This is a genomic window from Enterococcus sp. 6D12_DIV0197 (assembly GCF_002174385.1).
In the GTDB taxonomy this organism is placed as follows: Bacteria; Bacillota; Bacilli; order Lactobacillales; family Enterococcaceae; genus Enterococcus_D; species Enterococcus_D casseliflavus.
The window spans coordinates 3,162,154-3,187,040 of record NZ_NIBN01000001.1 but is presented as its reverse complement, the minus strand read 5'-3'; the positions used below and the strand labels follow the sequence as shown (position 1 = coordinate 3,187,040).

Genomic DNA, 24,887 nt, shown 5'->3' with positions numbered 1-24,887 from the left:
GTCGTTTTCGTAATCATCTGTAATGAATTCTTTACCTATGAAATATTCTTCGATGTTAGACTTGTTTATGCGCTTGAGTCATCTCAAATGACGCAAAATGAGTTTCAAAGAAGGAGATTTAATTATATGAAGTCTTTAAAAACTGTTTTACTTAGTACAGCTGTCCTTGCCGGTTTCGGCCTTTTCTTAGGTGGGAAAGACGCCTTTGCAGACGAACAATACACTGTTCAATCTGGTGATACATTATCAACAATCGCTACTAACTTTTATGGTTATAGCTCTGATGATACGATCAATGCGATCGTTGAAGCAAACGAGATTGCTGATAAAAACTTGATTTTTGTTGGGGAAGCATTGATCATCCCTACAGATGGCACTGCAACTTATACAGAATCTGCAAGCACGACTGCTGCAGCAAGTGTACAACAACCAAGTGAACCAGCAGCTTCACAATCAAGCAACACACAATCTGCTGCAAGCACACAAAGCAGCTCAAGCTACAGCTCTTCAGCTAGCGGCTCAGAAGCTTCAGCAAAAGAATGGATCGCCAACAAAGAATCTGGTGGTTCTTACACAGCGACAAACGGACAATACTATGGCCGTTACCAATTAACCAACTCTTACTTAAATGGTGACTATTCAGCTGCTAACCAAGAAAAGGTTGCCGATGAATATGTTGCATCACGTTATGGTTCTTGGTCTGCTGCCAAAGCATTCTGGGAAGCAAATGGTTGGTACTAAGATTCTCAAATGAATCTTGTCCGTGACATCTAGTAATCAATTGCCCTTATTGGCGAGTACAACTTACTCGCTGATGAGGGCTTTTTTGTGTCCTCTGAGAAAGGTGAATGAATGTAACGCCGCTTACAGCTGCATGTAACGTCATTATCAGTCGACATGCCACTGATAAAAAATCCCTTTTTCCACGACAACCATGTATAATAGTAGGAAATAGAGCAGCAAGCGATTCAATCTGTCAAAATTGAGACAGAAAATGGCGATTTTGATAGCAGAAAGTGGGGGACACACAATGAGTACATCGATTGAAGAAAAGATTGCACAAAAAATGCAGCGATTTCAAGCATTTGGGGAAGGCTTGCCGGGAGCCAAAGTCTATTATCGCGAAGATTGGGATGCAATCTACTTTGATTTAGTAGGAAAGCAGTTTGGAATCATGAGTCCACAACCAGAAGAAACAGCGTTTTTGACTTTGAAAAATCTGCCCGAGGTCAACGAAACGCTGCGAGAGCAATTTCCTGACGTCATCATTCCAGGGTATTATGCCAATAAGACCCATTGGAATACCATCAAGTTGGCATCTGATGCCTTGATGGAAGAAAACATCGAACAAATGATTTTGGTTTCCTACGATTTAGTCAAACAAAAACTGACAAAAAAACAAAAAAGTGAGCTGGAAAACAGCGAATCGTAAGTCAAAGATTTAGCGACAAAAAATAATCAAACCAGTATCGAGGATCATCATAATCCCTTTACTATTCGTTATTTTCGACAACATTTATGCAATATTTTCAAAGAGCTTTCATGAAAGCTCTTTTTGTTTTATTTGTTCGCTTGTTTCCCGTCGTGATCCATGGTAAATTGTTGTGCAACCGAAATTTTTTGGCAGTCTTTTCTGCTAAACACAAAGGAGTGGTACGTATATGGATCTGGTCTTACGCCATGTCAAAAAGTACAAAGCGGCAACTGGCATTGCCTTATTATCGGTCATTTTAATGGTCGTTGCTGCATTATGGCAGCCGAAGCTCTTGCAGCAAGTGCTAGAATCAATTATTACCGAAAACAATGATGAAATGAAAAAAATTGGTGTGCAGCTGATTGGGCTAGCATTGCTAGGCCTTGTTGCAGGGATTATCAACACGATTTTTTCTGCGAAAGTGGCGCAAGGCGTTAGTGCCGATATTCGGGAAGAGATGTTTCGGAAAATCCAGACATTCTCATTTGGTAATATCGAAACCTTCTCGGCAGGAAACCTAGTGGTGCGCTTGACCAATGACATCACGCAAATTCAAAACTTAGTGATGATCTCGCTGCAATCGTTGTTTCGCATCCCGTTCTTATTTATCGGTGCCTTCATTTTGGCGATGACAACCATGCCGCAACTTTGGTGGATCATCGTCTTACTAATTATCGCTGTCCTAGTGATTACGGCACTCTCCTTTACACGGATGGGCAAACACTTTATGATCATCCAGAACTTGATCGACAAAATCAATGGGATTGCTAAAGAAAATTTGATGGGGATTCGTGTGGTGAAATCTTTTGTTCAAGAAGAAAACCAGCTACAAGGCTTTTCCAAAGTCAGTGAAACGTTAACGAAGCATAATATTATCGTAGGAACCTTGTTCTCTGTAATGATCCCCTCCTTTATGCTGGCAGCCAACTTAGCCGTCGTCGGCGCGATCTTCTTTGTCAGTGATCTAGCGAAAGATGATCCAACCTTGATTGGGGGAATTGCCTCATTCATGAATTATTTGATGCAAATTATGATGGCGATCATTATCGGCGGCATGATGATGATGATGACATCGCGGGCTGCAGTTTCGCTAAAACGGATCAAAGAGATTCTAGATACCGAACCGGATCTGCAATACCAAGATGTCCCAGAACAAGAGTTGTCTGGAAGTGTCGCTTTTGAAAACGTCAGTTTCCGTTACCCTGGGGATGAAAAAAATGCCCTAACGGCTATCAGTTTTACCATCAAACCTGGCGAAATGATTGGGATCGTAGGGGCGACTGGTGCCGGCAAATCAACACTGGCGCAGCTGATTCCCCGTTTGTTTGACCCAACGGAAGGTGTCGTGCGAGTTGGCGGCGTTGACTTGAAAGAAGTCAATGAACAAAGCTTGCGTAAAACGGTCGCTTTTGTCTTGCAAAAAGCGATCCTCTTTTCAGGAACGATTGCCCAAAACTTGCGGCAAGGGAAAAAAGACGCCTCAGAATCTGAGATGTCTCGCGCAACGGAAATCGCCCAAGCCAGTGAATTTATTCAAAAATTGACCGCTGGGTTTGAAGCGCCGGTCTCCGAGCGCAGCAGCAATTTTTCTGGAGGGCAAAAGCAACGCTTATCGATTTCTCGAGGAGTGATCGGTGAACCGAAAATTTTGATTTTGGATGATAGTACGAGTGCATTAGATGCTCGTTCGGAAAAATTGGTTCGCGAAGCGTTTGAAAAACAATTAAAAGACACGACAACGATCATCATCGCGCAAAAGATTGCCTCTGTTGTGAAAGCCGACCGCATCTTCGTTTTAGATAATGGACGTCTGGTTGGTGAAGGAAGCCATGAATTTTTAGCCAATAACAATGCCATCTATCAAGAAATCTTCGCAACACAGAAAGGAGAGGAGTAACCATGACAGATTTGTTCAAAGCGAGTAAATTTTTCTACCATTACTTAAAACAATACAAGTGGTCGTTTCTATTCATTTTTGTGACGGTGATTCTGGCAACGTATCTGCAAGTGCAAGCGCCAGTCTTTGTCGGAGAAGCGTTCCAAGAGTTGGCGAATTATGTTGGTGGTTTGATGCAAGGGGTCGATGATAAATCAGCTTTTCTATCGATCATTTGGAAATTGTTGATTTTTTATGTCTTAGCCAGTGCAGCCAATTTTGTTTATAGTATCTTGTTCACGCAAGTGGTGGGGAAATCAACCAACAGAATGCGGATCGGTTTATTTAATAAACTGGAAAAATTGACGATCAAATTCTTTGATTCTCATCAAGACGGTGATATTTTGAGCCGTTTTACCAGTGACTTGGATAACATCCAAAACAGTCTGAACCAAGCATTGTTGCAAGTGCTGACCAATGTAGTCTTAATGGTGGGGATCTTGATCATGATGTTCCGTCAAAACGTTGAATTGGCATGGGCAACGATTGCTTCTACCCCGATTGCGGTCTTAATCGCGGTGATCGTGATCCAAAAAGCCCGCAAATATGTCGATCTGCAGCAAGATGAAGTCGGAAAATTAAACGGCTATATTGATGAAAAAATCAGTGGTCAACGAATCATCATCACCAATGGACTGCAAGAAGAAACCATCGACGGTTTCTTGGTCCACAACCAACAAGTCCGCGAAGCTACCTACAAAGGGCAAGTCTACTCTGGGCTGCTTTTCCCCTTGATGCAAGGGATGTCCTTGTTGAACACGGCAATCGTGATTTTCTTTGGTGGCTGGTTAGCATTGAACGGTGACTTAGAACGTTCTGTTGCTTTAGGATTAGTTGTGACCTTTGTCCAGTATTCGCAGCAGTATTACCAACCATTGATGCAGATCTCTTCTGGTTACAGCATGATTCAATTGGCGATCACCGGTGCGCGCAGAATCAATGAAATGTTTGATGAACCTGATGAAGTCAAACCAAAAGACGGGATCAAAGTGAAGGGCATCAAAGAGGCGGTTGCTTTGAATCATGTGGACTTTGGGTATGACAGTCAAAAATTGGTCCTAAAAGATGTCTCGATCACAGTCAACAAAGGCGAAATGGTCGCATTAGTCGGACCGACGGGTTCAGGAAAAACGACCATCATGAACCTGTTGAATCGCTTCTATGATGTGAATGGTGGTTCTGTGACCTTTGACGGCATCGACATCCGGGAGCTAGACTTGGATCTGCTGCGTTCTCAAGTGGGAATCGTTTTGCAAGAATCCGTGTTGTTCTCAGGGACGATTCGCGAAAACATTGCTTTTGGGAAACCAGAAGCGACTGAAGCCGAAGTCATTGCAGCAGCGAAACAAGCCAATATCCATGAGTTTGTTATGACGTTGGAAAAAGGCTATGACACGGAGATCACCGAAGAGAATAATCTTTTCAGTACTGGTCAAAAACAATTGATGAGTATTGCCCGAACGATTTTGACCAATCCAGAATTGTTGATTTTGGATGAAGCCACCAGTAACGTTGATACCGTGACCGAAGCGAAAATTCAACGAGCAATGGATGAAGCGATCAAAGGTCGAACCAGTTTTGTGATCGCCCATCGCTTGAAGACGATTTTGAATGCCGACCGCATCGTTGTCTTGAAGGATGGCAAAGTCATTGAAGAAGGCAATCACCATCAATTGGTGGCGGCTGACGGCTTTTATGCAGAACTGTATCACAATCAATTCGTTTTTGAATAAGCGCAAACCAACGTAAAATCATCAAGAAGACACTAGCAGGACAGCCCGCAATTTCGTCAACCAATCGACGAAACAGCGGGCTGTTTTTTTAGGTTAAAGCAAGCGCTTCTTATGACGACAATGTTTATGAGCAGTTAGTGGTATAAGGGGTCCGTTGTTCTGATAACCAAAAAAGACCAGCCTTAAGCATGGTCTTCTTTGGTTTTTTAGTGATACGCAGCGGTTTGAGTCAACCACTCAATAAAATGGTCTGGCTGTTGCGTATCCTGTGCCACGATATTCCACTGCTGGTTTTTGCAGCGAGTGCATTCATGCAGGAGCTGATAGCCTTTTTTGGAATGTTGGCGATAGTCAATCGGTCGCATCAAGCCATGGCAAGTATTTTGACGATCACCCGGGCGAATATCCACGTGTAACGAGTAGAGACACTGGGGACAATGGTTGCGGTAAGAACCATTGGTCAAGGGTGCCACAGGCGTACTGCAGTTTTTACAAACAAAGGTCGTATTTTCATCTTTTCTCATTTTGCTTTCCTCCAAAAGAATGATTTCTTTTGAGAGAAAAGGGTTCCGTTCGTTCTTCATCAGGCTTCTTTGGCTAGGGACACATTCACCGTCCGTAACGATTACTTCTGCTTCCAGCTTCATGCGATTTCGCAATCCGTACCATGCTTAGTTTTTTCGTTTTGTGCTAAGCACTGTGTTGCGGCAGCCCACAACCCAGCAGTAAGTGTAGTCCAAAGTCACTGTCATTGGCGTCGTCCCCTAGAAAGCAATTGAGGAATGCTTTTTCATCGAGTACCTCCTATGTGTTTATGAGGGTATTATAGCAGAAATAAAGTTGGAATTCTAAGACAGATAAAACCTGATCGTAATCTCTTCTTTGTTAATTTTATCTTTAAAAACAATAATGTGTAGATAACAATGCTGTTTTATGACAAAATATATCGTATAGGTTTCTCTCGATTTTATTTTGGTTACTGAAGAAGAGACACGGAATCACAAAATGGAGAAAAGATCACCTAACGAAAGGAGAACAAAAATGTTTGGTACGAACAAGAAATCCGAAAATTCGAATGGTACACAAGGCAAGAAACGAAAAAAGAGTTTGACTGTAGAAGACCTGATCAACCAGTATATTGTAGAAAAAGAGGTTCATGAATTGAGTGAGGGTCTGTCTGTTCAGATTTTTAATGACTTAGCTGCTCACCGCGGACTGTTCATGGAGATCCCCAAACTCAGTTACAAAGACCTCGGAGCAGCTATCCAAATCGATCAAAACTGGATTAAAATCAAGCAACAAGATACGATCATCAAACAACAGGCAGATATCATTCAGCTTTTGAAAGAAACACGAGAAATAAACTAATAAATGAAGCTTAACAATAGCATTTGTGTAAAAGAGAAGGGACAAGCAGATGAAAACTCAAAATAATATTTGACTGGTTGGTACATAAATGATACTCTGTTTATGTACTGATCGGTAAAGAAAAGGAGCTGGAAAGATGCGAGGACGTCCTAAAAAACACAATAAGGAAGAAGCAGTGAAGATTGCTATGCATGAATTTTGGTCCCATGGCTATGAAGCCTGCTCAACCGAGAATCTATGTCGCGAAACAGGGCTGGGGAAAGGTAGCTTTTATAACACATTTGGTAGTAAGCACGATTTATACGTAGAAACATTGCGTGTATATCATGAGCGCTGGATTCAAGAGCAAAAGCAATTATTGGATCAGGAAAAAGGGCTTTTAGAAAAATTAACAGCATTATTAAATTGGGCAATTGAAGTAGATTTTCAAGAAGACAGCAATGGCTGTTATTTGATCAATGCAGCGATGGAAAGAGGCAGTATTGATCCAGCCGTGGTGTTATGGTCCGAACAACATGCAAAGGAACTTGAGGCAGAAGTTGAAAAGCATATAGAAAAAAGTCTGCTTAGTGGAGAGATCAAAACGACAAAGACAGCCAAAGAACTGTCTCTTTGTTACCTTAATGCCTATTATGGACTGCGAACCTTGAATGCTTCGATGAGAAACAAGGCGATGGCACAACAAATTGCTGAAATTACGATAAAGAATTTATTGTAGTGGTCCAATTTCTAAGCAACAATCTAGTAATTTCACAAGCTTTGCTAATGACAAAGACACACAAGTACGATGTGAAAATAAAGAATAGGTCGAGAGAAAATGTATCTATTCGAGAAAGAAGGGTATTATGAACGAAACAGTAAGCACGATTCTTAATCATGTATCAGTTCGCAAGTTTAGTGAGCAAAAACTTACACAGGAAGAAATCAAGACACTCGTTGCAGCGGCTCAAGCAGCTTCGACCGCAAGCTATCAACAATCTTATTCAATCATCGGTGTTGAAGATCCACGTCTGATGAAAGAGATTGCTGCAGTCGCTGGAAATCAGCCTTTTATTGCAGAGGGAGGGCACTTTTTTGTTTTTTGTGCTGATTTGTATCGCATAAAAAAGATGGCAGAGGCAAAAGGAATCGATTTGACAGAAACGTTGTCAGGAATTGATGCCTCAATAGTGGGTGCTGTTGATGCTTCTCTGGCAGCCCAAAATTTGGCGATAGCTGCGGAATCAATGGGGTTAGGTATTTGCTATATCGGCGGGGTGCGAGATGCAATCATCGAAATTACTGAGCTACTAGATTTACCTGATTATGTCTATCCTGTATTTGGAATCGCTGTAGGTCATCCTATTGAAACAAATGAAAAAAAACCACGGATACCATTTGAAGGAATTTATCATGAAAATACATATTCTCGCAATAAAGAAGACATCATTCATGCCTATGATGATGAAACAAAGTGCTATTATGCGAAACGGACAAAAACCAATGCTGAACGCTCCTGGTCTACAACAGCAATAGGCAGCTTTTCCCGCTTGCCTCGACTGTTTATGAAAGAGTATTTAAATCAAAGAGGATTGAGCAAACGATAAGGCTCTTTGTCGCTTGTTACACCGCTCTATTTTCGAATTATGAAAACAGGAAAGTGATGATGCTGAGCGCATGATCACTTTTTTTGCAGCGATTTAAATTGATGTGACTTAATTCATTCGAGGTAAAAATAGGAAATTCATTGTAAAAAAACATGAAGCCAAGAAAGGAAGAAAATCAATGTTTGACAATCTCTGCTAACCATAAACACAGTAAAAAGGGAAAGAAAGCCCACACACAGTAGACAATAAATTGGCTCACGTTGACTCGAAAGTAGGGAAGATAGCCACGAATTCTTAGAAGACTGCGAAAATTTTTATAGAGGTGGCACATCTTTCTCACCAAAATCTTGTGAGCCCAACTCAAATCGAAATAAACTGAATCCTAATTAAGTAGCAGAGCACTTTTACTAAGCAATAGGTAGAAGTCATGATTTTTTTTGAGAGTGTGCTTAACCATTTTACGTCTACTCAAAACAGCAAGGACGATTATTCGTTGCTAAATGATACCTAAGCGTTTTTGAATAATTGAACGTAATAAATCATGTCATTCCAGAAGAATAAAAGACCCGTTGGAAAGTTTCCGAACGGGTCTTTTATTCTTTGTTCTTTATCAATGCAGTTAGGGACAAACAGCGGATTATGTTTTATCCATTCATACAAGCAATCCAATTTCTGCGGATTTCAATGCGTAGAATTAATCAAAGTACTCATGAAACTCACCATAAACAGCTTCATAATTTTCATCAACAAGGTCTAAATGACGAGAAACTAAATTTGCGATAAGGTCTGCATCTTTGGCTTTCAGCGCTTCATAAATATCCCAATGCTGCTGCAGGATGTTCATCCAGTCAAAGTCTTTTACTTTTAAGGTCAAATGGCGGTAGCGATTCAAATGAACATTTAAATCCAGCAACCAAGTATAAACATGTGTTTTATCGGTCACCAGGTAAAAAAATTGGTGAAACTCTTCGTCCAATTCAAAGAATTTTTCCGAGTTGCCGTTTTTTAGGTAAATCTCTTGCATCTCGACGATTTGCCGAAGGGATTCAATTTGTGCATCATCAATAATTCCAACCGCTTCAACCACAATAGCAGATTCTAATTTTTCTCGTACAAATTTTGCTTCCCGAACTTGCTGCATATTTATTTTGGAGATAAACGTTCCGCTTTGAGGTCTTATGACTAACAACCCTTCTCTTTTCAGTTGAAGAATGGCCTCTCTAACGGGAGTATCACCGATATCCAGCATAGACACAAATTGTTTTCTTGAGATTTTTTCCCCAGGCAATAATTCCAATCGAATAATCTTTTCTTTAATGATGTGATAAGCTTCGTCTTTATAGCTTGCTATAGTCATTTGGCGTCTCCTATTTTTATTAATATATTAGTTTGTCTTTTCAGTATAACTAATAAAGATAAAAAAAACTATTGCAACCTTTGAAAGCGCATGCTAATATTCTAATATATTAGTTAACAAGTGCACATTTTAATTAATAGCAAAGGAAGAAGTTTATATTATAGAGAGAAGGAGAAACAGATGGAAAAAATAATGGCTACTTTTGATGGGGTCTTGGCAGGGGTCACGAAATTCAGTAATAATAAGTATATAAAATCGATTTCTGATGCAATGATGGCACTGATCGGTATTATGATTTTTGGTTCATTTGCAGTTATTTTTCGTGCATTCCCAATACCAAGTGTTGCGGAATTTTTCGTCACTATCGGACTTGATGTGTTTTTTGGCGCAATCAACAATTTGACGATTGGTGCAATTTCAATTTATCTTGTCTTTTTGATAGCAAAAAATTTGACGGCCAAATTTAACTTGGGAGAAGATGGTACAACTGTCGGGTTGATTGCAATCATGAGCTTCTTGATCTTTACACCATTAGGCAATTATACCGTCGACGAGGCCAATATCACTGCGATTCCACTTACTTGGATTGGAACGAGCGGTATGTTTTCTGCAATAATAATTGGGCTTTTAGTTGGTCGAGGCTATGTATTTATTAAGGAACGGAAGTGGACAATCAAAATGCCTGCGAGTGTCCCACCCATGGTATCGCGTTCATTCGAAGCACTGATCCCAACTATTTTATTGGGTACACTTTCCGGTTTTGTCGCGTACTTGTTTAGTCTTACTTCCTTTGGCAATCTGCATCAGCTGATTTTTACGATCGTTCAAACGCCGTTGCAAGGAGTCGGAAGTTCTATCTGGGCGGTCATGCTGATTATTGCTTTTCAACAATTTTTGTGGTTCTTGGGTATTCATGGAACGAATGTTATTGGACCAATCGTCACACCGATCTGGATGGCTTTGAATGTTGAGAATCTGACTGCCTATGAAGCAGGGCAGCCATTACCGAATATTGTTACTCATGCATTTATCAATATCGTTTGCTGGGGAGGATCGGCACTGGGACTGGTCTTGCTGATGCTGTTTGTAAGCAAAAGCCAACGCTATAAAGAGATGGGAAAAATTTCGATCATCCCTGCATTATTTGGTATCACTGAACCGGTAATTTTTGGAACTCCATTAGTTCTAAACTTTAAAATGGCTGTACCTTTTATTTTCAATAATTCGATTTGTTTAGGAATCGCGTACTTCTTAACCAATATCGGATTCATCGAACGAACGATTGGTGCACAAGCGATCTTTGGATTGCCAGTAGGGTTTCATGCTAGTATTGGCGGTAGTGTATCGATCATTATTCTGCAGCTTCTTTTGCAGTTGATTTTGTCGCCGATCCTTTGGTATCCATGGTTCAAATTGATCGATAAAGATGCATACTTAGAGGAACAAAAACATGCAGAAAGCAGGTAGATAAAATGTTGTATCCCGTGATGAATGAAACACGTTCGCTGATCGATTTAAGCGGCATCTGGCGTGTTCAAGTTGAAAAACAGAATGAAGCAATTGATCCAGCGAAACCTTTGAAAGATCCTTTCTTGATCGCGGTACCAGGGTCTATTGATGACCAAGTAATTGATGAAACAATTAGGAAACATGTTGGAAACTTCTGGTATGAAACAGAAATGATGATCCCGATTTCTCTAATGGATGAAAGAAAAGTGTTGCGCTTTGCCTCCGTGACTCATGAAGCAGTTGTTTATATCAATGGAATAAAAGCAGCTCATCATATTGGCGGATTTACTCCCTTTGAAATAGACATTGATTCTTTGGTTCATGCTGGGAAAAACGATTTAAAAGTGTGTGTTTCAAATATCTTGGATGAAAGTACACTGCCATGTGGATTTTATCAAGAAAAAAATGGCCGACCATCGGTAACACCTCGTTTTGATTTTTACAATTATTGTGGTATCCATCGTCCTGTGAAACTATACACAACGAAAAAAACATATATTGATGATATCGTGATCCATTATGAGTATCACGGTGGGGTAACAACGGTTCGGCCAGAAGTGTCTATTACTGGGAACTATGATACCATCAAGCTGAAAATTTGGGATGAAGACAATCAGTTGATCGCCCAAAGCAGTGATGTTGAACAACCGTTAGTAATCTCTGAAACTCGACTCTGGCAACCGTTGGATGCTTATCTTTATCGATTAGAGGTATCGCTCTTTGATAAAGAACTTTTGATCGATACCTATACTGAAGAATTCGGTGTTCGAACGATTCAAATAAAACAGAATAAAGTCTATATCAATGATAAAGAGTTTTATTTTAAAGGTTTCGGCAAACACGAAGATTTCCCTGTATTAGGTAAGGGGTACAACGGCGCTGTTGCGAATCTGGATAAAAACCTTATGAAATGGCTGGGTGCGAATTCTTTTCGAACATCACACTATCCTTATTCAGAAGAAGAAATGCGGCTTGCTGATCGTGAAGGAATCGTTGTTATTGACGAGGTTCCCGGTGTGGGACTGTTTACTAATTTTCACGTAGATGTCAATTTGAACAATAACAAGAAGAATACTTGGGAAACGCTGAGAACACATGAGAACCATCACAAGGTGATTCAAGAGTTGATTGAACGTGATAAGAACCATGCATGTGTGGTTGTATGGGCGATCGCGAATGAACCAGCGAGTCATCAAGAAGGTGCCGGAGCATATTTTAAACCGTTGGTTGAATTGGCTAAAGCATTGGACCATCAAAAACGGCCTATTGTGATACCAAACATCGTCAATGCATCGCCAGATTTAGATCAAGCAGCAGAACTCGTTGATATTCTTTGTTTGAATCGCTATTATGGCTGGTATATAGAGCACGGGGATCTTGACTCTGCAATGATAGGGCTTCGACAAGAAATTGAAAAGTGGCACGAAAAGTACCCTGATAAACCGATCATGTTTTCTGAATTCGGAGCGGACACGATTTCAGGCTTGCATTCACTCTATCGGACACCTTATTCAGAAGAATTCCAAATTGATTTTTACAAAGCCAATTTTGAAGTGCTGGATGCTTTAGATTACGTTGTTGGGGAACACTTATGGAATTTTGCGGATTTTGCAACAGCTGCGAATATTCGTCGGATCGATGGCAATAAGAAGGGGATATTTACTCGCGACCGCAGACCAAAATCGATTGCCTTTGAAATCAAAAAACGCTGGGAAGCACGATAAGAAAACATACCTTTACCCAACGGATGGCTCAAACAGCAATCTATACAGCAGATAGACTAAACGATGTCCGATTTCTTAAACGTATGGTTGCTGGATGCTCGAAAAATCAAGCGAAAGAATCAATGAAATTGCTGAAAAAAAGAGAGTGAAGACTCGCAAGGCGGTCTTCACTCTCTTTCGCTTGTTTCGATGACAGTTTCCAACTGCTGTTGAATCTGACGAAATATAGCTGTACTGATTTAGAATAGAGGATCAACAAGCGTTTGTCTATTACAAAAAGACTTAATAGTACTCCCCGTGGCGATAGTCCCATGAGTTGAAGTGATCAGAAAGGTACATTTGGATTTTTTCAACATCGAGTCCTTTACGGATCAAAACAGGTGCGGGAGTGATGGAGCGTTGGTCTCCTTGCTCAGGAATCAAGTTGCCGTCTTTATCAACGAAAGAAACCATGACTCCTTGCTCATAGCGGGTTTCCAGCGTTTTGTCTGGTTGGATCGATGCAACATAGTCGTTTCCTTCAATGATTAGATCGGCTTCTTGCGCGATTTGTTCGCCGATTCCTTCAACAAGTCCGCGGTTTCCTTTGCCTGAAGGGTTCGCTGAGCTGGCGAAAAGCAATTTCTTTTTCTGATCCCAAAGTTCTTTTGAAATCTGCTCACCAGGGACACCGAATTTGATCACAAAACAGCTGGTTCCCCGAACGTCCGTCATCAATTCTTCTGAACCATCGTTTGGGATATAGGCTTTTCCTGATTCTTTCCAAGGCAAAATCGCACCGAATAACACGTCATTGTTCCAGCAAGTTTCGTAAACGGCGGCGGTTTCCGCATTTAATTCGGCTAATTCATGTAGCTGTTCCAATGAGCTGCAAAGAACGACGCCTGGTTTGTTACGCTTGCGATTCTTTGCTGAAAACTTGCGTTCCAGCCCTTTTTTATCAGAGACGGCAATGATATAGCCGACTTTGGTTGGGCAAACGATCACTTTGCCTTCTTCATTCAAATAGTTGATCGCACGTTGATTTGGTTCTCCTGTCCATGGGACTTGTTTTGTTTCTTTCACTCTCTTCATCCTCCCTGTCTTCCAATGAATCGCCGTCATGAAAAATATAACGGAATATTCTGAAAATTCTGATTGAATATGGTTACCCTTGATGATAAGGGAATCAATCTGTGTAGTCAAGGGGATTTACACCAGAATGTAAAAAGAGAGGAAGAGGAAAACCGTATATACGTCATTAGAGAATAGAGTGAATGATTGACAGCGACACTATTTTTTTCCGCTTTGTATGAAAAAATTGACTGTTTTTCATGTTATTTATATGGGAAGATAGGCTTATAGATAGAAGAACGCAATCAAAAGAATAGTTTTTTTGTGAAAGATGAGGAATATCATGAGTGAAAAGAAAAAAATACGCAAGCTTTTGTTGGCATCGATTGTCGCTGGGAGTATCTATGGTGGCGGGGCCTTGCTTTTTGGGTTGCTGGTCAGTTATAACGTCCTCTTGTTAGATGGGGTCTATACATTGATTGGTGCAGTGATGTCACTGATTGCTTTGTACGTGGCAAAATATATCCAAGCCCAAGATTTTGAACGTTTCCCATTCGGTAAAGAGGCATTGATGCCATTAGTGGTATTTATTCAATATAGTATCATCCTGCTGATCTCAATTTATGGGATCATTGAGTCTGCTTTTAGTTTATTACACGTCAGTGATGGCATGATTGATCCAATCGGTTTGTATTTCTCGCTGGTTGGTACGATCTACTGTTTCTCTTTTTACTTGTACTTAAAAAAGAAACCACTGACCCATCCCTTTTATTGGGTGGAACTAGAACAATGGCGTTTCGGCTTTTTCTTTAGTCTGGGTGTCGTCGGTTCATTTCTTGTGTCCTGGCTGATCCAAGCCAGTCCCTATGGGAATTTTGCGATGTATGTCGACCCAATCATCTCCATCGGGATCACCTTGTTCTTTATCCAGCTTTCGATAAAAGAGTTGAAAGCAGCGATTTTAGAATTGACTTCCTCTACCCCAAAAGAAGAACTGCGGGAGACCATCATGACGATCGTTGAAAAAGAATTGCGCGCAGAAGAAGTGGTGGACTTTGTGTTACGTACCGCCAAAGTCGGTAATCAAGTCATTGTGGAATTAGATGTAGTGATTTTACCTGCAACTCCTCTCGATACAGTAGGTCAGCAAGATCCCTTGCGAGAACGATTGAATCAGGCAATCAGCCAACAGATTTCCGGTTATTCCCTCTGGCTAAACATAAATTTTGTCGGTGACATCAAATGGGCGTATAGTGAGGAGTAAGAATGGCTGCAAAGCAGCTTGAATAAACCGTGAAAATGACAGAGAAAAGAGGAAACAAATGACAATTCTGAAAACCTATGGAAAAATCACCGCAGCACTTTTCTTGTTAGCGGCAAGCATCAATTTATTTTTAGGACCGCATCATGTGGCAGCTGGCGGTGTCAGCGGAATCGGTATTTTATTAGAGTCAGCACTCGGTTGGGACCGAGCGGCTGTGATCATGGTCTTGAATATTCTCATGCTTATTCTTGCCTATGCCTTTTTAGGGAAGGGGCCTTTTATGAAAGTCCTCTATGGTAGTTTTGCTTTTCCAGTAGCAATTGCTTTAGTTCCGGAATATATGGTGGCTGAAGACCGGTTGCTTTCCGTGATTTTTGGCAGTGCGATTTTTGCTTTAGGAGTAGCGATTTTGTACAAAAATCAGTCTTCCAGCGGCGGCACAACGATTCCACCGCTGATTTTCAAGAAATACTTTAATTTGAATCCAGCGATTGGCTTGCTGGCGACCGATGCGATCGTTGTTTCCATGAACTTGTTCGTTTTCGGGTTTGAAGAGTTCTTGTTTGCGATCTTATCGATCGTGATCACCTCTGGTGTGATGACCTACATTGAAACCGGCTTTAACCGAAAGAAATCTATTATGATCTTAAGTGAGAACCACGTGAATGAGATTCGAGAAGCGGTCTTTGATAAAACAGCTCGGGGTGCGACCCTGTTGGCTGCCCAAGGCGGTTACCAGCAAGCCGACAAGCAAGTGCTGCTGATCGTTGCCAGCGACCAAGAGTTTATGCAGATCAGACAAATCATTGAGACGATTGACCCAAAAGCGTTTGTGATCGTCAATAATGTCTCAGAAGTACTGGGGCAAGGTTTTAGTTATCATCCCATTGAATGATGCGAAACACAGTCAAATTCTGCTATGCCTATTACAAAACACAGCGAAGTGAACGCCACTTCACTGTGTTTTTTTGTCTTGTTCATTTAACGCAGTAAGGTCAAACCAGAAATGGAACAGTCTAGAGAAAGAACTAGCCTTTGTTCGCAGAGAAGAATCATTCTTGCGAACCAAAAAATTGCAGGTTACTCTCTTGAAAATGCTTGCATTTTTCTTTTGTGTAGATTAGAATACTAATATATCAGTTTGTGTAATTTAAGGAGGATATTCATGTTTGATCACAATGTCTTGAAAAAGGCGCACGTCATTTTTCCTGCTGAAAAAAAAGCAGCGATTGATGCTCAAACAGCAATACAGCCGAGATGGCTTCATTTTGGCGGAGGAAATTTATACCGAGCGTTTCATGCAGAAATCGCACAATCCTTGATTGATCAGAACGAATTATCGAGCGGCATCGTTGTCTGCGAAACATTTGATGAACAGATAATCGATCAAGTATATACACCTTATGAGAATGATATTCTAGAAGTGATCATGCATGAGGATGGTCAATTAACGAAAAAACTTTTGCAATCGACAGCTGCCAGTTATTATTGTCATCCATCTTGCACCGATAGTTATCAAAAGGTACGTCAGCTGTTTAGCGATCCTTCTGTGCAGCTGGTCACCGTAACAATCACAGAAAAAGGCTATGGCTTAAAAGACAGTCAGGGGAATTTTCTGCCTGTCGTCCAAGCGGATCTCGCTGCGGGTCCTCATCAGGTCAACCATACAATGAGCATTTTGGCTAGCTTTTTATGGGATCGTTTTCAATCAGGGGCTCTTCCGATCGCTATGGTCTCCACCGATAATTTTTCGCAAAATGGGCTCCGTTTCCAAGCGGCGATTGTCACCATCGCAAAAGAGTGGCAAAAGCTGGGGCATGTTTCAGAAGCGTTTGTTCGATACTTAGAAAACAACGCGCAAGTGACGTTTCCGTGGTCAATGATCGATCGGATTACGCCAAATCCTTCAACAGCAGTTGCAGAAGAATTAGCAGCAGCTGGCATTCAGCAGTTGCCAGTCATCCGGACCGATAAAGGAACGACGATCGCTCCGTTTGCTAACACAGAGGCGACTCATTACTTGGTGATTGAAGATGATTTCCCGAACGGTCGCCCGAATTTAGACAAAGCAGGGGTGATCTTGACGAGTCGAGAGATCGTAGACAAAACCGATAGTATGAAAGTCACAACTTGTTTGAATCCATTGCATACGGCAATGAGTTTGTTCGGCTGTTTACTCGGCTATACATCCATTGCTGCGGAAATGACCGATCCAGATATTGTCGCTTTGATCAAAGGAATCGGCTATCGTGAAGGCTTACCGGTAGTGGAAGATCCTGAGATCATTCAGCCAAAGAAATTTATCGATGAGGTGGTCGGTCTTCGTTTACCGAATCCGCTGATTCCTGACACCCCACAGCGCATCGCCGCAGACACCTCACAGAAAATCGCCATCCGTTTTGGCGAAACCATCAAAAAGTATGTGGAGAAAGAAGGCTCGGCTTCTGAGCTGACATTCATTCCCTTAGCGATTGCTGGCTGGTTGCGTTATCTCTTAGCGATCGATGATGAAGGCCATCTATTTGTCCCAAGTCCTGATCCCCTCTTAGCAGAATTGCAAGAGATTTTACGGGAGTGTCAGTTAGGGACAGCCGCCGATGTTCAAGGGATCATTCGCCCAATCTTAGCAAATCCGCAGATTTTCGGGTTGGATCTCTATCAAGCAGGAATCGCTGAAAACGTGGGTCACTTGTTCGCTAAGATGCTAGCAGGAACCGGCGCAGTCCGTAAAACATTACATGAAACAGTAGAAGGGATTGAATAAAAAATGGAAATGACATTTCGTTGGTATGGAAAAGAATACGATAAAATCAAGTTAGCAGATATCCGTCAAATTCCTGGGATGAAAGGCATCGTCGGTACACTCTTTGATTTGCCTGCTGGAGCAGTTTGGCCCAAAGAACGGATCAAGGCGCTCGTGGAAGAAGTCGAAGCAGCTGGACTTTCTCTGAAGGTGATCGAAAGTGTCAATATTCATGATGACATCAAGATTGGCTTGCCTTCGAGAGACCTGTATATCGAAAACTACAAAGAAACGATTCGTAATTTGGCAGCATACGGGATCGAAGTGATCTGCTATAATTTTATGCCGATTTTTGATTGGATCAAAACGGATCTCGATTATCGCTTAGCCGATGGTTCTTCTACGATGGCATTTGAAAAAGCAGGGATCGACAAAGACCCAGAAGAGATCGTCAAAGAAGTTGAGGAGTCAAGCTCTGGCTATACCTTGCCAGGCTGGGAACCAGAACGTTTGGCTCATGTCAAAGAATTGTTTGCTGCGTATAAGGATGTCGATGATGACAAATTAAGAGAAAACTTTGCTTATTTCCTAAAAGCCATCATTCCCACCTGCGAAGAGGTCGGCATCAAGATGGCTGTTCATCCAGATGATCCTCCCTATTCGATTTTTGGTCTGCCGCGTATCGTTAAAAACCGTGATGATCTGGATTGGGTCTGTAACGTGGTCGACAGTCCGTCAAATGGTATCACACTTTGTACTGGCAGTATCGCCGAAGACCCAGCCAATAATGTCTATGAGATTTTGGCTGAGTTTTGTCGCCGGGATCGAATTCCTTTTGCTCATGTTCGTAACATTCAATACTTGGGCAATGACAAAGACTTTTATGAAGCACCGCATCTCTCCTCTGAAGGCTCGTTAGACATGTATCAGATCCTAGAAGCGATGTACAAAAATGGCTTTGACGGCTATATTCGACCAGATCATGGGCGAATGATCTGGGGAGAAACGGGACGTCCAGGCTATGGCTTATATGATCGGGCGATCGGCGCTTCCTACTTATTAGGGTTGTGGGAAGCCATCGACAAGAGCGTGGGGCGTTAAGAAAAGGAGCGAAGAAATGTTTTTAACTGACGATTTTATTTTGAAAAACAGCTTTGCCAAAGAGTTATACCATGGGTATGCAAAAAAGCAGCCGATCATTGATTACCATTGCCATTTAGATCCGAAAGAGATTTTCGAAGACCAAAACTTCACCAATCTGACCCAAGCGTGGCTGGCGGGGGACCATTACAAATGGCGCTTGATGCGAGCCAATGGTGTTGCAGAATCTTTGATCACTGGCGATGCTGATGACTACGAAAAATTCTGTGCTTGGGCGCAGACCTTGGAGGCTTGCATTGGCAATCCATTATATGTCTGGACCAATTTGGAATTGAAGCGAATCTTTGGTATTGATGAGCGGTTGACACTAGCCAATGCAGCAAGCATTTGGGAAAAAGCCAATCAACAGTTGCAGACGAAGGAATTTTCACCACGAGGGCTGATCAAAAAGATGGCCGTTGAGGTGATCTGTACGACGGATGATCCCATTGATTCGTTGACGTATCATCAAAAGCTGGCAGAAGAATCCTTTGCTGTGTATCCTACCTTTCGTCCTGACAAAGCAATTAATCTGCAGAATTCAGAATTTCCAGCATACCTTAAGCAATTGGCTGCAGCTGCGAGCAAAGAAATCACTAGCTATCAAACGCTGGTTGAAGCATTGACCGTGCGTATTTCCTACTTCCAGCAACGGGGCTGTCGTTTAGCAGATCACAGTCTGTCACGTCTTGGAGAGGAAGCCTACGATACCGCTGCACTTGAAGCGATTTTTCAGAAGCGTTTGACCACTGGGACACTGACTAATGAAGAAATCAGACAGTTTCAAACCGGCTTGCTGATTGACTTGATGCGCCAATACGCAAAGCAAGGCTGGACCGCGCAATTGCATCTGATGGCGACTCGCAACAACAATCAAAAACTTTTCCAACAACTAGGACCTGATAGCGGCGGTGATGCGATGGGGGACGACCGTCTAGCGAGCGGCTTAAGTCGGACATTGGCGCAGCTTCAGGCGGAAAGCTTACTGCCAAAGACGATTTTGTATTCACTGAACCCCAAAGATTATCCAGTGTTGACTGCGCTGATGGGGGCGTTCCAAGAAGAGAGCAAAGGCAAGCTGCAATTAGGCTCTGCTTGGTGGTTCAATGATACGTATTCTGGTATGCGGCATCAGTTGACGACCCTAGCAGAAGGCGGGATTCTTGGAAACTTCGTCGGCATGCTGACGGATTCTCGCAGCTTTTTGTCTTATCCACGCCACGAGTATTTCCGGCGGATTTTGTGTCAGGTGATCAGTGAATGGGTGGAAGACGGACAACTACCAGCAGATGAAATATATTTAGGGCAGATCGTCGCAGATATCTCTTATCACAATGCGAAAACCTACTTTGATTTTCCAAACTAATGACTACTCGATTCGTTCTTGGCTTGCTAGAGAACGAATCGAGTGTTTGTATGGCTATTGCTAAAGTTGCGTCTGTTCATTTACTATTGGCAGGGAATCCAGTACTATGATAGAAAGAATCAAAGAAGGAGCGAACAGTATGAATCCATTCTATGAAGAAGTCTATGCGCTGGCGCGGCAGATCCCTTTTGGTAAAGTCGTCTCCTATAGTCAGATTGCGTGGAAATTGGGACAAATCAACGGCGCGCGAGCAGTCGGTCGAGCGATGCGCTTGAGCCCTCAGGATGTCCCTGCCCATCGTGTCGTGCGGGCAGATGGCGTCTTAGTTGGTCCCTCCGCCAATGTGCGAAAAGCAGCACTCGTCGATGAAGGGGTGGTCTTCAAAGCCAGTGGTCGTATCGATATGAAGGCTTGCAGTTGGTCCATGAGCGAGATCGCTCCCGGTCAAATGAAGGAGCCGTTATGAAAAAACGTGAATTTATCGTACAAGATCTGTTGAGTAAAATCTATCAGGAAGAATTTTCTGCCGGCAAACTACCCAACCAAAGAACTCTTGCGCAAACCTATGGTGTTTCTCGGTTTACGATCCAGCAAGCAATCAAAAACCTTGAAGAGATCGGGATCGTCAAAGTGGTTCAAGGTTCAGGGATTTTTATCCATGAAAAATGGGTCAAAAATCCAATGATCTTTAATTCCTTGACCCGCACCCCTTATGACCGCATCCATTCCAAAATGATTTCCTTGAATAAGGCGGTAGCAACGTTGGATGAACAGCAGATTTTCCAAATAGGCCCAGACGAGGAAGTCTGGACCTTTGAACGAGTGCGGATCGTCAATTATAAAATCGAACAGCTGGAAACCTCTAAATTGCCCGTCAGCCTATTTCCCGAATTGACACAAGAAATCGTGGAGCACTCGATCCAACGCTATGTCGAAAGCTGCGGATACCGCATTTCCCACTACATTACCAGCTATACCCCCATCACCACATCGACCGCGCAATCGGGTATTTTATTGTGCAAGCGGGGGACGCCGGCAATGCAGATCAGCAATCGGGCGATTTTAGAAGACGGCCGCGTGTATGAGTTCAGCAATATCGTTGCCATTGATTATGCTGTGACCTATATCCGTCCCTTTGACCGTGAGATCCATCGCTCACGCATCGATTGATTTTGGAAAAGCAAATGTGCCAGTTGCGTTGTCCTTACCCAGAGAGAACAAAGACATCCCCTGTCGATTGGACAGGGGATGTCTTTTGTTGTGTTTAAGGAGTGATCAAAGTGCCGTCTGGTGTACGGCTCTGGGTCCATTCATGAGGACGGTAAACCACGGGAAATTCCGCAGCTGCTGCTTCATCGAACGTGATTCCGATCCCACTTTTCTCGATGGGATAAAAATAGCCGTTTTCAGGTTGCGGACTACCACCAAAGACCGACTGGGTATTTGCTGGGATCGCAATCGTTTCTTGGATCGCGGCATTATGGAGATGGATATTTAGATGGGTGTTGACGGCTAAGCCGACAGGGCTGATATCAGACGGCGTGTGCCAAGCGATCCGAATGCCCATCGCATCGCAGAAGTGAGCCAATTTCAATGCTGGCGTGATCCCACCAATTTGTGAGACATGGGCGCGCATAAAGTCAATCTGTTGATTTTTGACTAGCTCTTGCCATTCCATCGGATTATTGAACAATTCGCCGGTCGCGATCGGGGTCGCCGACTGGCTGCGGAGTTGCTGCAACCACTTGTTTTGATCCGGCGGCAAAATATCTTCTAGGAAAAAGAGATTGAAAGGCTCAGCGGCTTTTGCAAATTGAATCGCTTGGTTTGGATGTAGCCGTTCATGCACGTCATGCAGCATTTGAAATTGATTGCCGTATCGTTCTTGGATCGCAGCAAACATTTTCAGTGTTGTGTCCATGTAGTCTGTTTGATCAAAATAGGAACCAGCGATGGGCTGATCGGGTGTTTGCAGTTGGCTAGGATTTCCACCATAAAAGCCTAATTGGCAACGGATATAGCGATAGCCCTCAGCCAAGAAGCGATCGATTTCTTGATAAAGGTCTTCGAGATTATCTGCCACGGCATGGGTATAGGCGGGAATCGCCGTACGCGCTTTTCCACCTAACAGTTGATACAATGGCATATCGGCTAATTGTCCCTTGATGTCCCATAAAGCCATGTCGACTCCTGAGATGGCATTGTTGGTGATCGGACCATTCCGCCAGTAAGAATTGACATTCATCACTTGCCAAAGATCTTCGATTTGATTGGCATCGCGGCCAAGTAAGAGGGGGCGTAAATACTCGTCAACGACGGTTTTTACGGCTAGTGGGCGAAACTGGAAGGTTGCACAACCTAACCCAGATACGCCTTTGTTCGTTTCTACTTTAACGACAACAAGGTTATGACGATCAGGTTTGATCGCAAAGGCTTTGACGTCGGTGATGATCGTTGGTGTCATTTCATTCACTCCAATTTTTGTCTCTAGTTGCTATAGCCATTGAAACATGCTTGGCAACCGCTGTCAATTTGGTCTAATAAAAACTGGATATACACCATAAAACCAGTCCAATTTTTGCCTATTTTATAATAAAACGTTGATATATAGCGTTTTTATTCTAGTTTTATCAAAAAAGGACTGGTTTTACAAGTCTGTGTGAGCATGCTACTATGTGTGTGAAAACGGAAACACCTGAAAGGGCGCCCGTCAAAAGGATCAGGACCGTTAGCAAACAACAGGGGGAAAAAAAGATGACCAAAGAAGACATCGTAAAACAGATCATTAAAGATGTTGGCGGATCAGACAATATCAACAATGCATGGCACTGTATGACTCGCTTGCGTTTTGATTTAAAGGATGAGAAAAAAGTCGACTATGCGGCGTTAGAAAAAACACCCAAAGTCGTAGGAACAAAATATCAAAGCAATCAGCTGCAAGTAGTGATAGGAACGGATGTTGCTGATTATTATGCACCTTTGGCCAAAGAATTAGGACTTGATGAAGCGAACCAAGGGGAGTCATCTGAGAAAAAAGGCGCCGTTTCTTTATTTATGGATACCGTTTCTGGCGTTTTTGGTCCGATCGTTCCAGCTATCGCTGGCGCAGGAATGATCAAAGGATTGATGGCTGGATTGGTGGCATTGAATGTCATCTCTAATCAAACAGATACCTATTTAGTGATCGACATGATTGCGAGCGGCGTATTCACATTCTTGCCATTTTTTGTTGCTGCTTCTGCCGCTCGGATTTTTAAAACCAATCAATATTTAGCGATCGCAATCGCGGCAACGCTGCAATTTCCAACAATGACCAATGCGGTAGCCGAAGGAAGCATTTCCGCCTTTCGTTTGTTCGGCGTACTGCCAGTACCCGTCTTTAACTATGCAGGGACAGTGATTCCCATTATCTTTGCCGTGCTGGCACTCAGCTATATTTACCGTTGGGTCGATAAACTCTTACCACAAGTGCTGCGTACCGTGTTTACACCGACGATTTCGTTGTTTGTCGCTGGTATCTTGACATTAACGGTCATTGGCCCAATCAGTATCCATCTAGGAAACTTATTGGCTGCTGGCGTGGCTGGATTATTCACTATCTCGCCTGTCTTAGCAGGAATCGTGGTAGGGGCGATTCGACCAATCGCAATCTTCACGGGACTGCATCATGCCATGACCCCGATCGCTTTGCAAAACTTTGCCAATCAAGGATATGATATGCTGATGCCAATGATGTTTATGGCAAATATGGCAATCACCGGCGCAACAGCAGCTATTTATTTCAAAGTCAAAACCAAAGAAGAAAAATCGATCATTCTATCGTCGGCGGTTTCAGGCTTGTTAGGGATCACAGAACCTGCGTTATTCGGGATTTTGTCGAAGTATAAAAAAGCCTTTATCGCAGCAACAGTTGGTAGTTCTGTAGCTTCTGCCTTCATCAGTTTCTTCGGTGTTCGTATTTATGGGTACATTCTTTCAAGTATCTTTAGTTTGCCAGCCTATATCGGGGAATACTTTGTCTACGCCGTTCTAGGGATCATCTTGGCGATCGGCTTATCTTTTGCCATGAGCTGGTTCTTGGTACCAAATCAAGCAGCAGAAGGCGATCGTTACACCAACGAAGTGGATCTGCATGCCGTGACCCATGGTGAATACGTCCCATTAGAAGATGTACCAGATGAAGTTTTTTCAACGAAAATGATGGGAGAAGGCTATGCCATCGAGTCCCAAGATGGCCAAATCTTTGCACCAGTCAGTGGCGAAGTCACCACTGTGTTCCCTTCAAAACATGCCGTCGGGATCAAAACCCAAAACGGCGTTGAAGTTCTTGTGCATATGGGGATCGATACAGTTTCCCTTGGCGGTCAAGGCTTTGAAGTCTTTGTCAAAGCTGGGGAGCAAGTCACTCCGCAAACCAAACTGGCACAAATGGATCTGCCGTTTATCAAGCAGCAAGGCAAAGAAACCATGGTGATCGTTTTGATCACCAACATGGATCGCGTGCAGCAATTTTCTGGAAGTACTGATTTAGAAGGCAGACACCAAGCCGGTGCATTGCTGGAAAAAGTCGTCTTGAATGCCTAATAAAAGAAAAAAGATGAGCTTCGTTAACGAAGTTCATCTTTTTTATTTGT

The 24,887-nt window shown here is 42.6% G+C and carries 21 protein-coding genes; 17 read left to right on the top strand and 4 right to left on the bottom strand.

What is annotated here, in order from left to right; genetic code table 11:
* Nucleotides 1–126 precede the first annotated feature (126 nt).
* From A5867_RS14910 to A5867_RS14895, 4 genes are all read left to right on the top strand, one after another.
* Complete coding sequence (locus tag A5867_RS14910; protein ID WP_005228480.1) at nucleotides 127–741, top strand: LysM peptidoglycan-binding domain-containing protein; 615 nt, start codon at nucleotides 127–129, stop codon at nucleotides 739–741.
* Between the two features lie 289 nt (nucleotides 742–1,030).
* Nucleotides 1,031–1,432 (top strand): MmcQ/YjbR family DNA-binding protein, encoded by a 402-nt coding sequence (locus A5867_RS14905; RefSeq protein WP_010749917.1) that lies wholly within the window; start codon nucleotides 1,031–1,033, stop codon nucleotides 1,430–1,432.
* 229 nt (nucleotides 1,433–1,661) lie between these two features.
* On the top strand, nucleotides 1,662–3,371 hold the full coding sequence (locus A5867_RS14900) for an ABC transporter ATP-binding protein (RefSeq protein WP_060791424.1): 1,710 nt from the start codon (nucleotides 1,662–1,664) through the stop codon (nucleotides 3,369–3,371).
* A gap of 2 nt (nucleotides 3,372–3,373) precedes the next feature.
* On the top strand, nucleotides 3,374–5,143 hold the full coding sequence (locus A5867_RS14895; protein WP_010749915.1) for an ABC transporter ATP-binding protein: 1,770 nt from the start codon (nucleotides 3,374–3,376) through the stop codon (nucleotides 5,141–5,143).
* Between the two features lie 206 nt (nucleotides 5,144–5,349).
* On the opposite strand, the gene A5867_RS14890 is transcribed toward A5867_RS14895, so the two are convergent.
* A complete protein-coding gene (locus A5867_RS14890; protein WP_170927546.1) occupies nucleotides 5,350–5,667 on the bottom strand; it encodes an RNHCP domain-containing protein in 318 nt (105 codons plus the stop codon).
* Between the two features lie 517 nt (nucleotides 5,668–6,184).
* Here A5867_RS14890 and A5867_RS14885 point away from each other — a divergent pair.
* From A5867_RS14885 to nfsA, 3 genes are all read left to right on the top strand, one after another.
* Nucleotides 6,185–6,511, top strand: coding sequence for a hypothetical protein (locus tag A5867_RS14885; protein ID WP_087627911.1), 327 nt, complete (start codon nucleotides 6,185–6,187; stop codon nucleotides 6,509–6,511).
* Between the two features lie 136 nt (nucleotides 6,512–6,647).
* The gene (locus A5867_RS14880) at nucleotides 6,648–7,229 is read left to right on the top strand and encodes a TetR/AcrR family transcriptional regulator (protein ID WP_015510260.1); all 582 of its coding nucleotides are present in this window, start codon (nucleotides 6,648–6,650) and stop codon (nucleotides 7,227–7,229) included.
* A 127-nt stretch (nucleotides 7,230–7,356) separates the two neighbouring features.
* Nucleotides 7,357–8,097, top strand: coding sequence for an oxygen-insensitive NADPH nitroreductase (nfsA, locus tag A5867_RS14875; RefSeq protein ID WP_087627910.1), 741 nt, complete (start codon nucleotides 7,357–7,359; stop codon nucleotides 8,095–8,097).
* 694 nt (nucleotides 8,098–8,791) lie between these two features.
* Here nfsA and A5867_RS14870 read toward each other — a convergent pair.
* Nucleotides 8,792–9,454: a GntR family transcriptional regulator gene (locus tag A5867_RS14870; protein ID WP_074535457.1), complete on the bottom strand. Its 663-nt coding sequence runs from the start codon at nucleotides 9,452–9,454 to the stop codon at nucleotides 8,792–8,794.
* 180 nt (nucleotides 9,455–9,634) lie between these two features.
* On the opposite strand from A5867_RS14870, the gene A5867_RS14865 reads away from it, so the two are divergent.
* Both A5867_RS14865 and uidA read left to right on the top strand, forming a co-directional pair.
* Complete coding sequence (locus tag A5867_RS14865) at nucleotides 9,635–10,921, top strand: PTS transporter subunit EIIC (protein WP_074535458.1); 1,287 nt, start codon at nucleotides 9,635–9,637, stop codon at nucleotides 10,919–10,921.
* Nucleotides 10,922–10,926: 5 nt separating this feature from the next.
* Complete coding sequence (uidA, locus tag A5867_RS14860; protein ID WP_060791417.1) at nucleotides 10,927–12,687, top strand: beta-glucuronidase; 1,761 nt, start codon at nucleotides 10,927–10,929, stop codon at nucleotides 12,685–12,687.
* A gap of 282 nt (nucleotides 12,688–12,969) precedes the next feature.
* On the opposite strand, the gene A5867_RS14855 is transcribed toward uidA, so the two are convergent.
* A complete protein-coding gene (locus A5867_RS14855) occupies nucleotides 12,970–13,761 on the bottom strand; it encodes a Sua5/YciO/YrdC/YwlC family protein (RefSeq protein ID WP_034859003.1) in 792 nt (263 codons plus the stop codon).
* Nucleotides 13,762–14,083: 322 nt separating this feature from the next.
* Here A5867_RS14855 and A5867_RS14850 point away from each other — a divergent pair, with 322 nt between their 5' ends.
* The 7 genes from A5867_RS14850 to A5867_RS14820 all read left to right on the top strand — a co-directional run bounded on the left by A5867_RS14850 (nucleotide 14,084) and on the right by A5867_RS14820 (nucleotide 21,423).
* Nucleotides 14,084–15,004, top strand: a complete 921-nt coding sequence (locus tag A5867_RS14850; RefSeq protein ID WP_015510258.1) for a cation transporter — start codon at nucleotides 14,084–14,086, stop codon at nucleotides 15,002–15,004.
* 58 nt (nucleotides 15,005–15,062) lie between these two features.
* Nucleotides 15,063–15,899: a YitT family protein gene (locus A5867_RS14845; RefSeq protein WP_015510257.1), complete on the top strand. Its 837-nt coding sequence runs from the start codon at nucleotides 15,063–15,065 to the stop codon at nucleotides 15,897–15,899.
* Nucleotides 15,900–16,169: 270 nt separating this feature from the next.
* Nucleotides 16,170–17,768: a mannitol dehydrogenase family protein gene (locus A5867_RS14840; RefSeq protein WP_087627909.1), complete on the top strand. Its 1,599-nt coding sequence runs from the start codon at nucleotides 16,170–16,172 to the stop codon at nucleotides 17,766–17,768.
* A 3-nt stretch (nucleotides 17,769–17,771) separates the two neighbouring features.
* Nucleotides 17,772–18,848, top strand: a complete 1,077-nt coding sequence (gene uxuA / locus A5867_RS14835) for a mannonate dehydratase (protein ID WP_010749907.1) — start codon at nucleotides 17,772–17,774, stop codon at nucleotides 18,846–18,848.
* Nucleotides 18,849–18,864: 16 nt separating this feature from the next.
* Nucleotides 18,865–20,253 carry a glucuronate isomerase gene (gene uxaC, locus A5867_RS14830; RefSeq protein WP_016608895.1) on the top strand — a complete coding sequence of 463 codons (1,389 nt, stop codon included), beginning with the start codon at nucleotides 18,865–18,867 and terminating at the stop codon, nucleotides 20,251–20,253.
* Between the two features lie 139 nt (nucleotides 20,254–20,392).
* The gene (locus A5867_RS14825; protein WP_087627908.1) at nucleotides 20,393–20,719 is read left to right on the top strand and encodes an MGMT family protein; all 327 of its coding nucleotides are present in this window, start codon (nucleotides 20,393–20,395) and stop codon (nucleotides 20,717–20,719) included.
* Nucleotides 20,716–21,423, top strand: a complete 708-nt coding sequence (locus A5867_RS14820) for a GntR family transcriptional regulator (protein WP_005228494.1) — start codon at nucleotides 20,716–20,718, stop codon at nucleotides 21,421–21,423. Before A5867_RS14825 ends, A5867_RS14820 begins: the two co-directional genes overlap by 4 nt.
* 94 nt (nucleotides 21,424–21,517) lie before the next feature.
* Here A5867_RS14820 and A5867_RS14815 read toward each other — a convergent pair whose 3' ends face one another.
* Nucleotides 21,518–22,717 (bottom strand): enolase C-terminal domain-like protein, encoded by a 1,200-nt coding sequence (locus A5867_RS14815; RefSeq protein WP_005234111.1) that lies wholly within the window; start codon nucleotides 22,715–22,717, stop codon nucleotides 21,518–21,520.
* Nucleotides 22,718–23,007: 290 nt separating this feature from the next.
* Here A5867_RS14815 and A5867_RS14810 point away from each other — a divergent pair, with 290 nt between their 5' ends.
* Entirely contained in the window at nucleotides 23,008–24,837 is a 1,830-nt protein-coding gene (locus A5867_RS14810) for a glucose PTS transporter subunit IIA (RefSeq protein WP_087627907.1), read from the top strand.
* The last annotated feature ends 50 nt before the right edge of the window (nucleotides 24,838–24,887 follow it).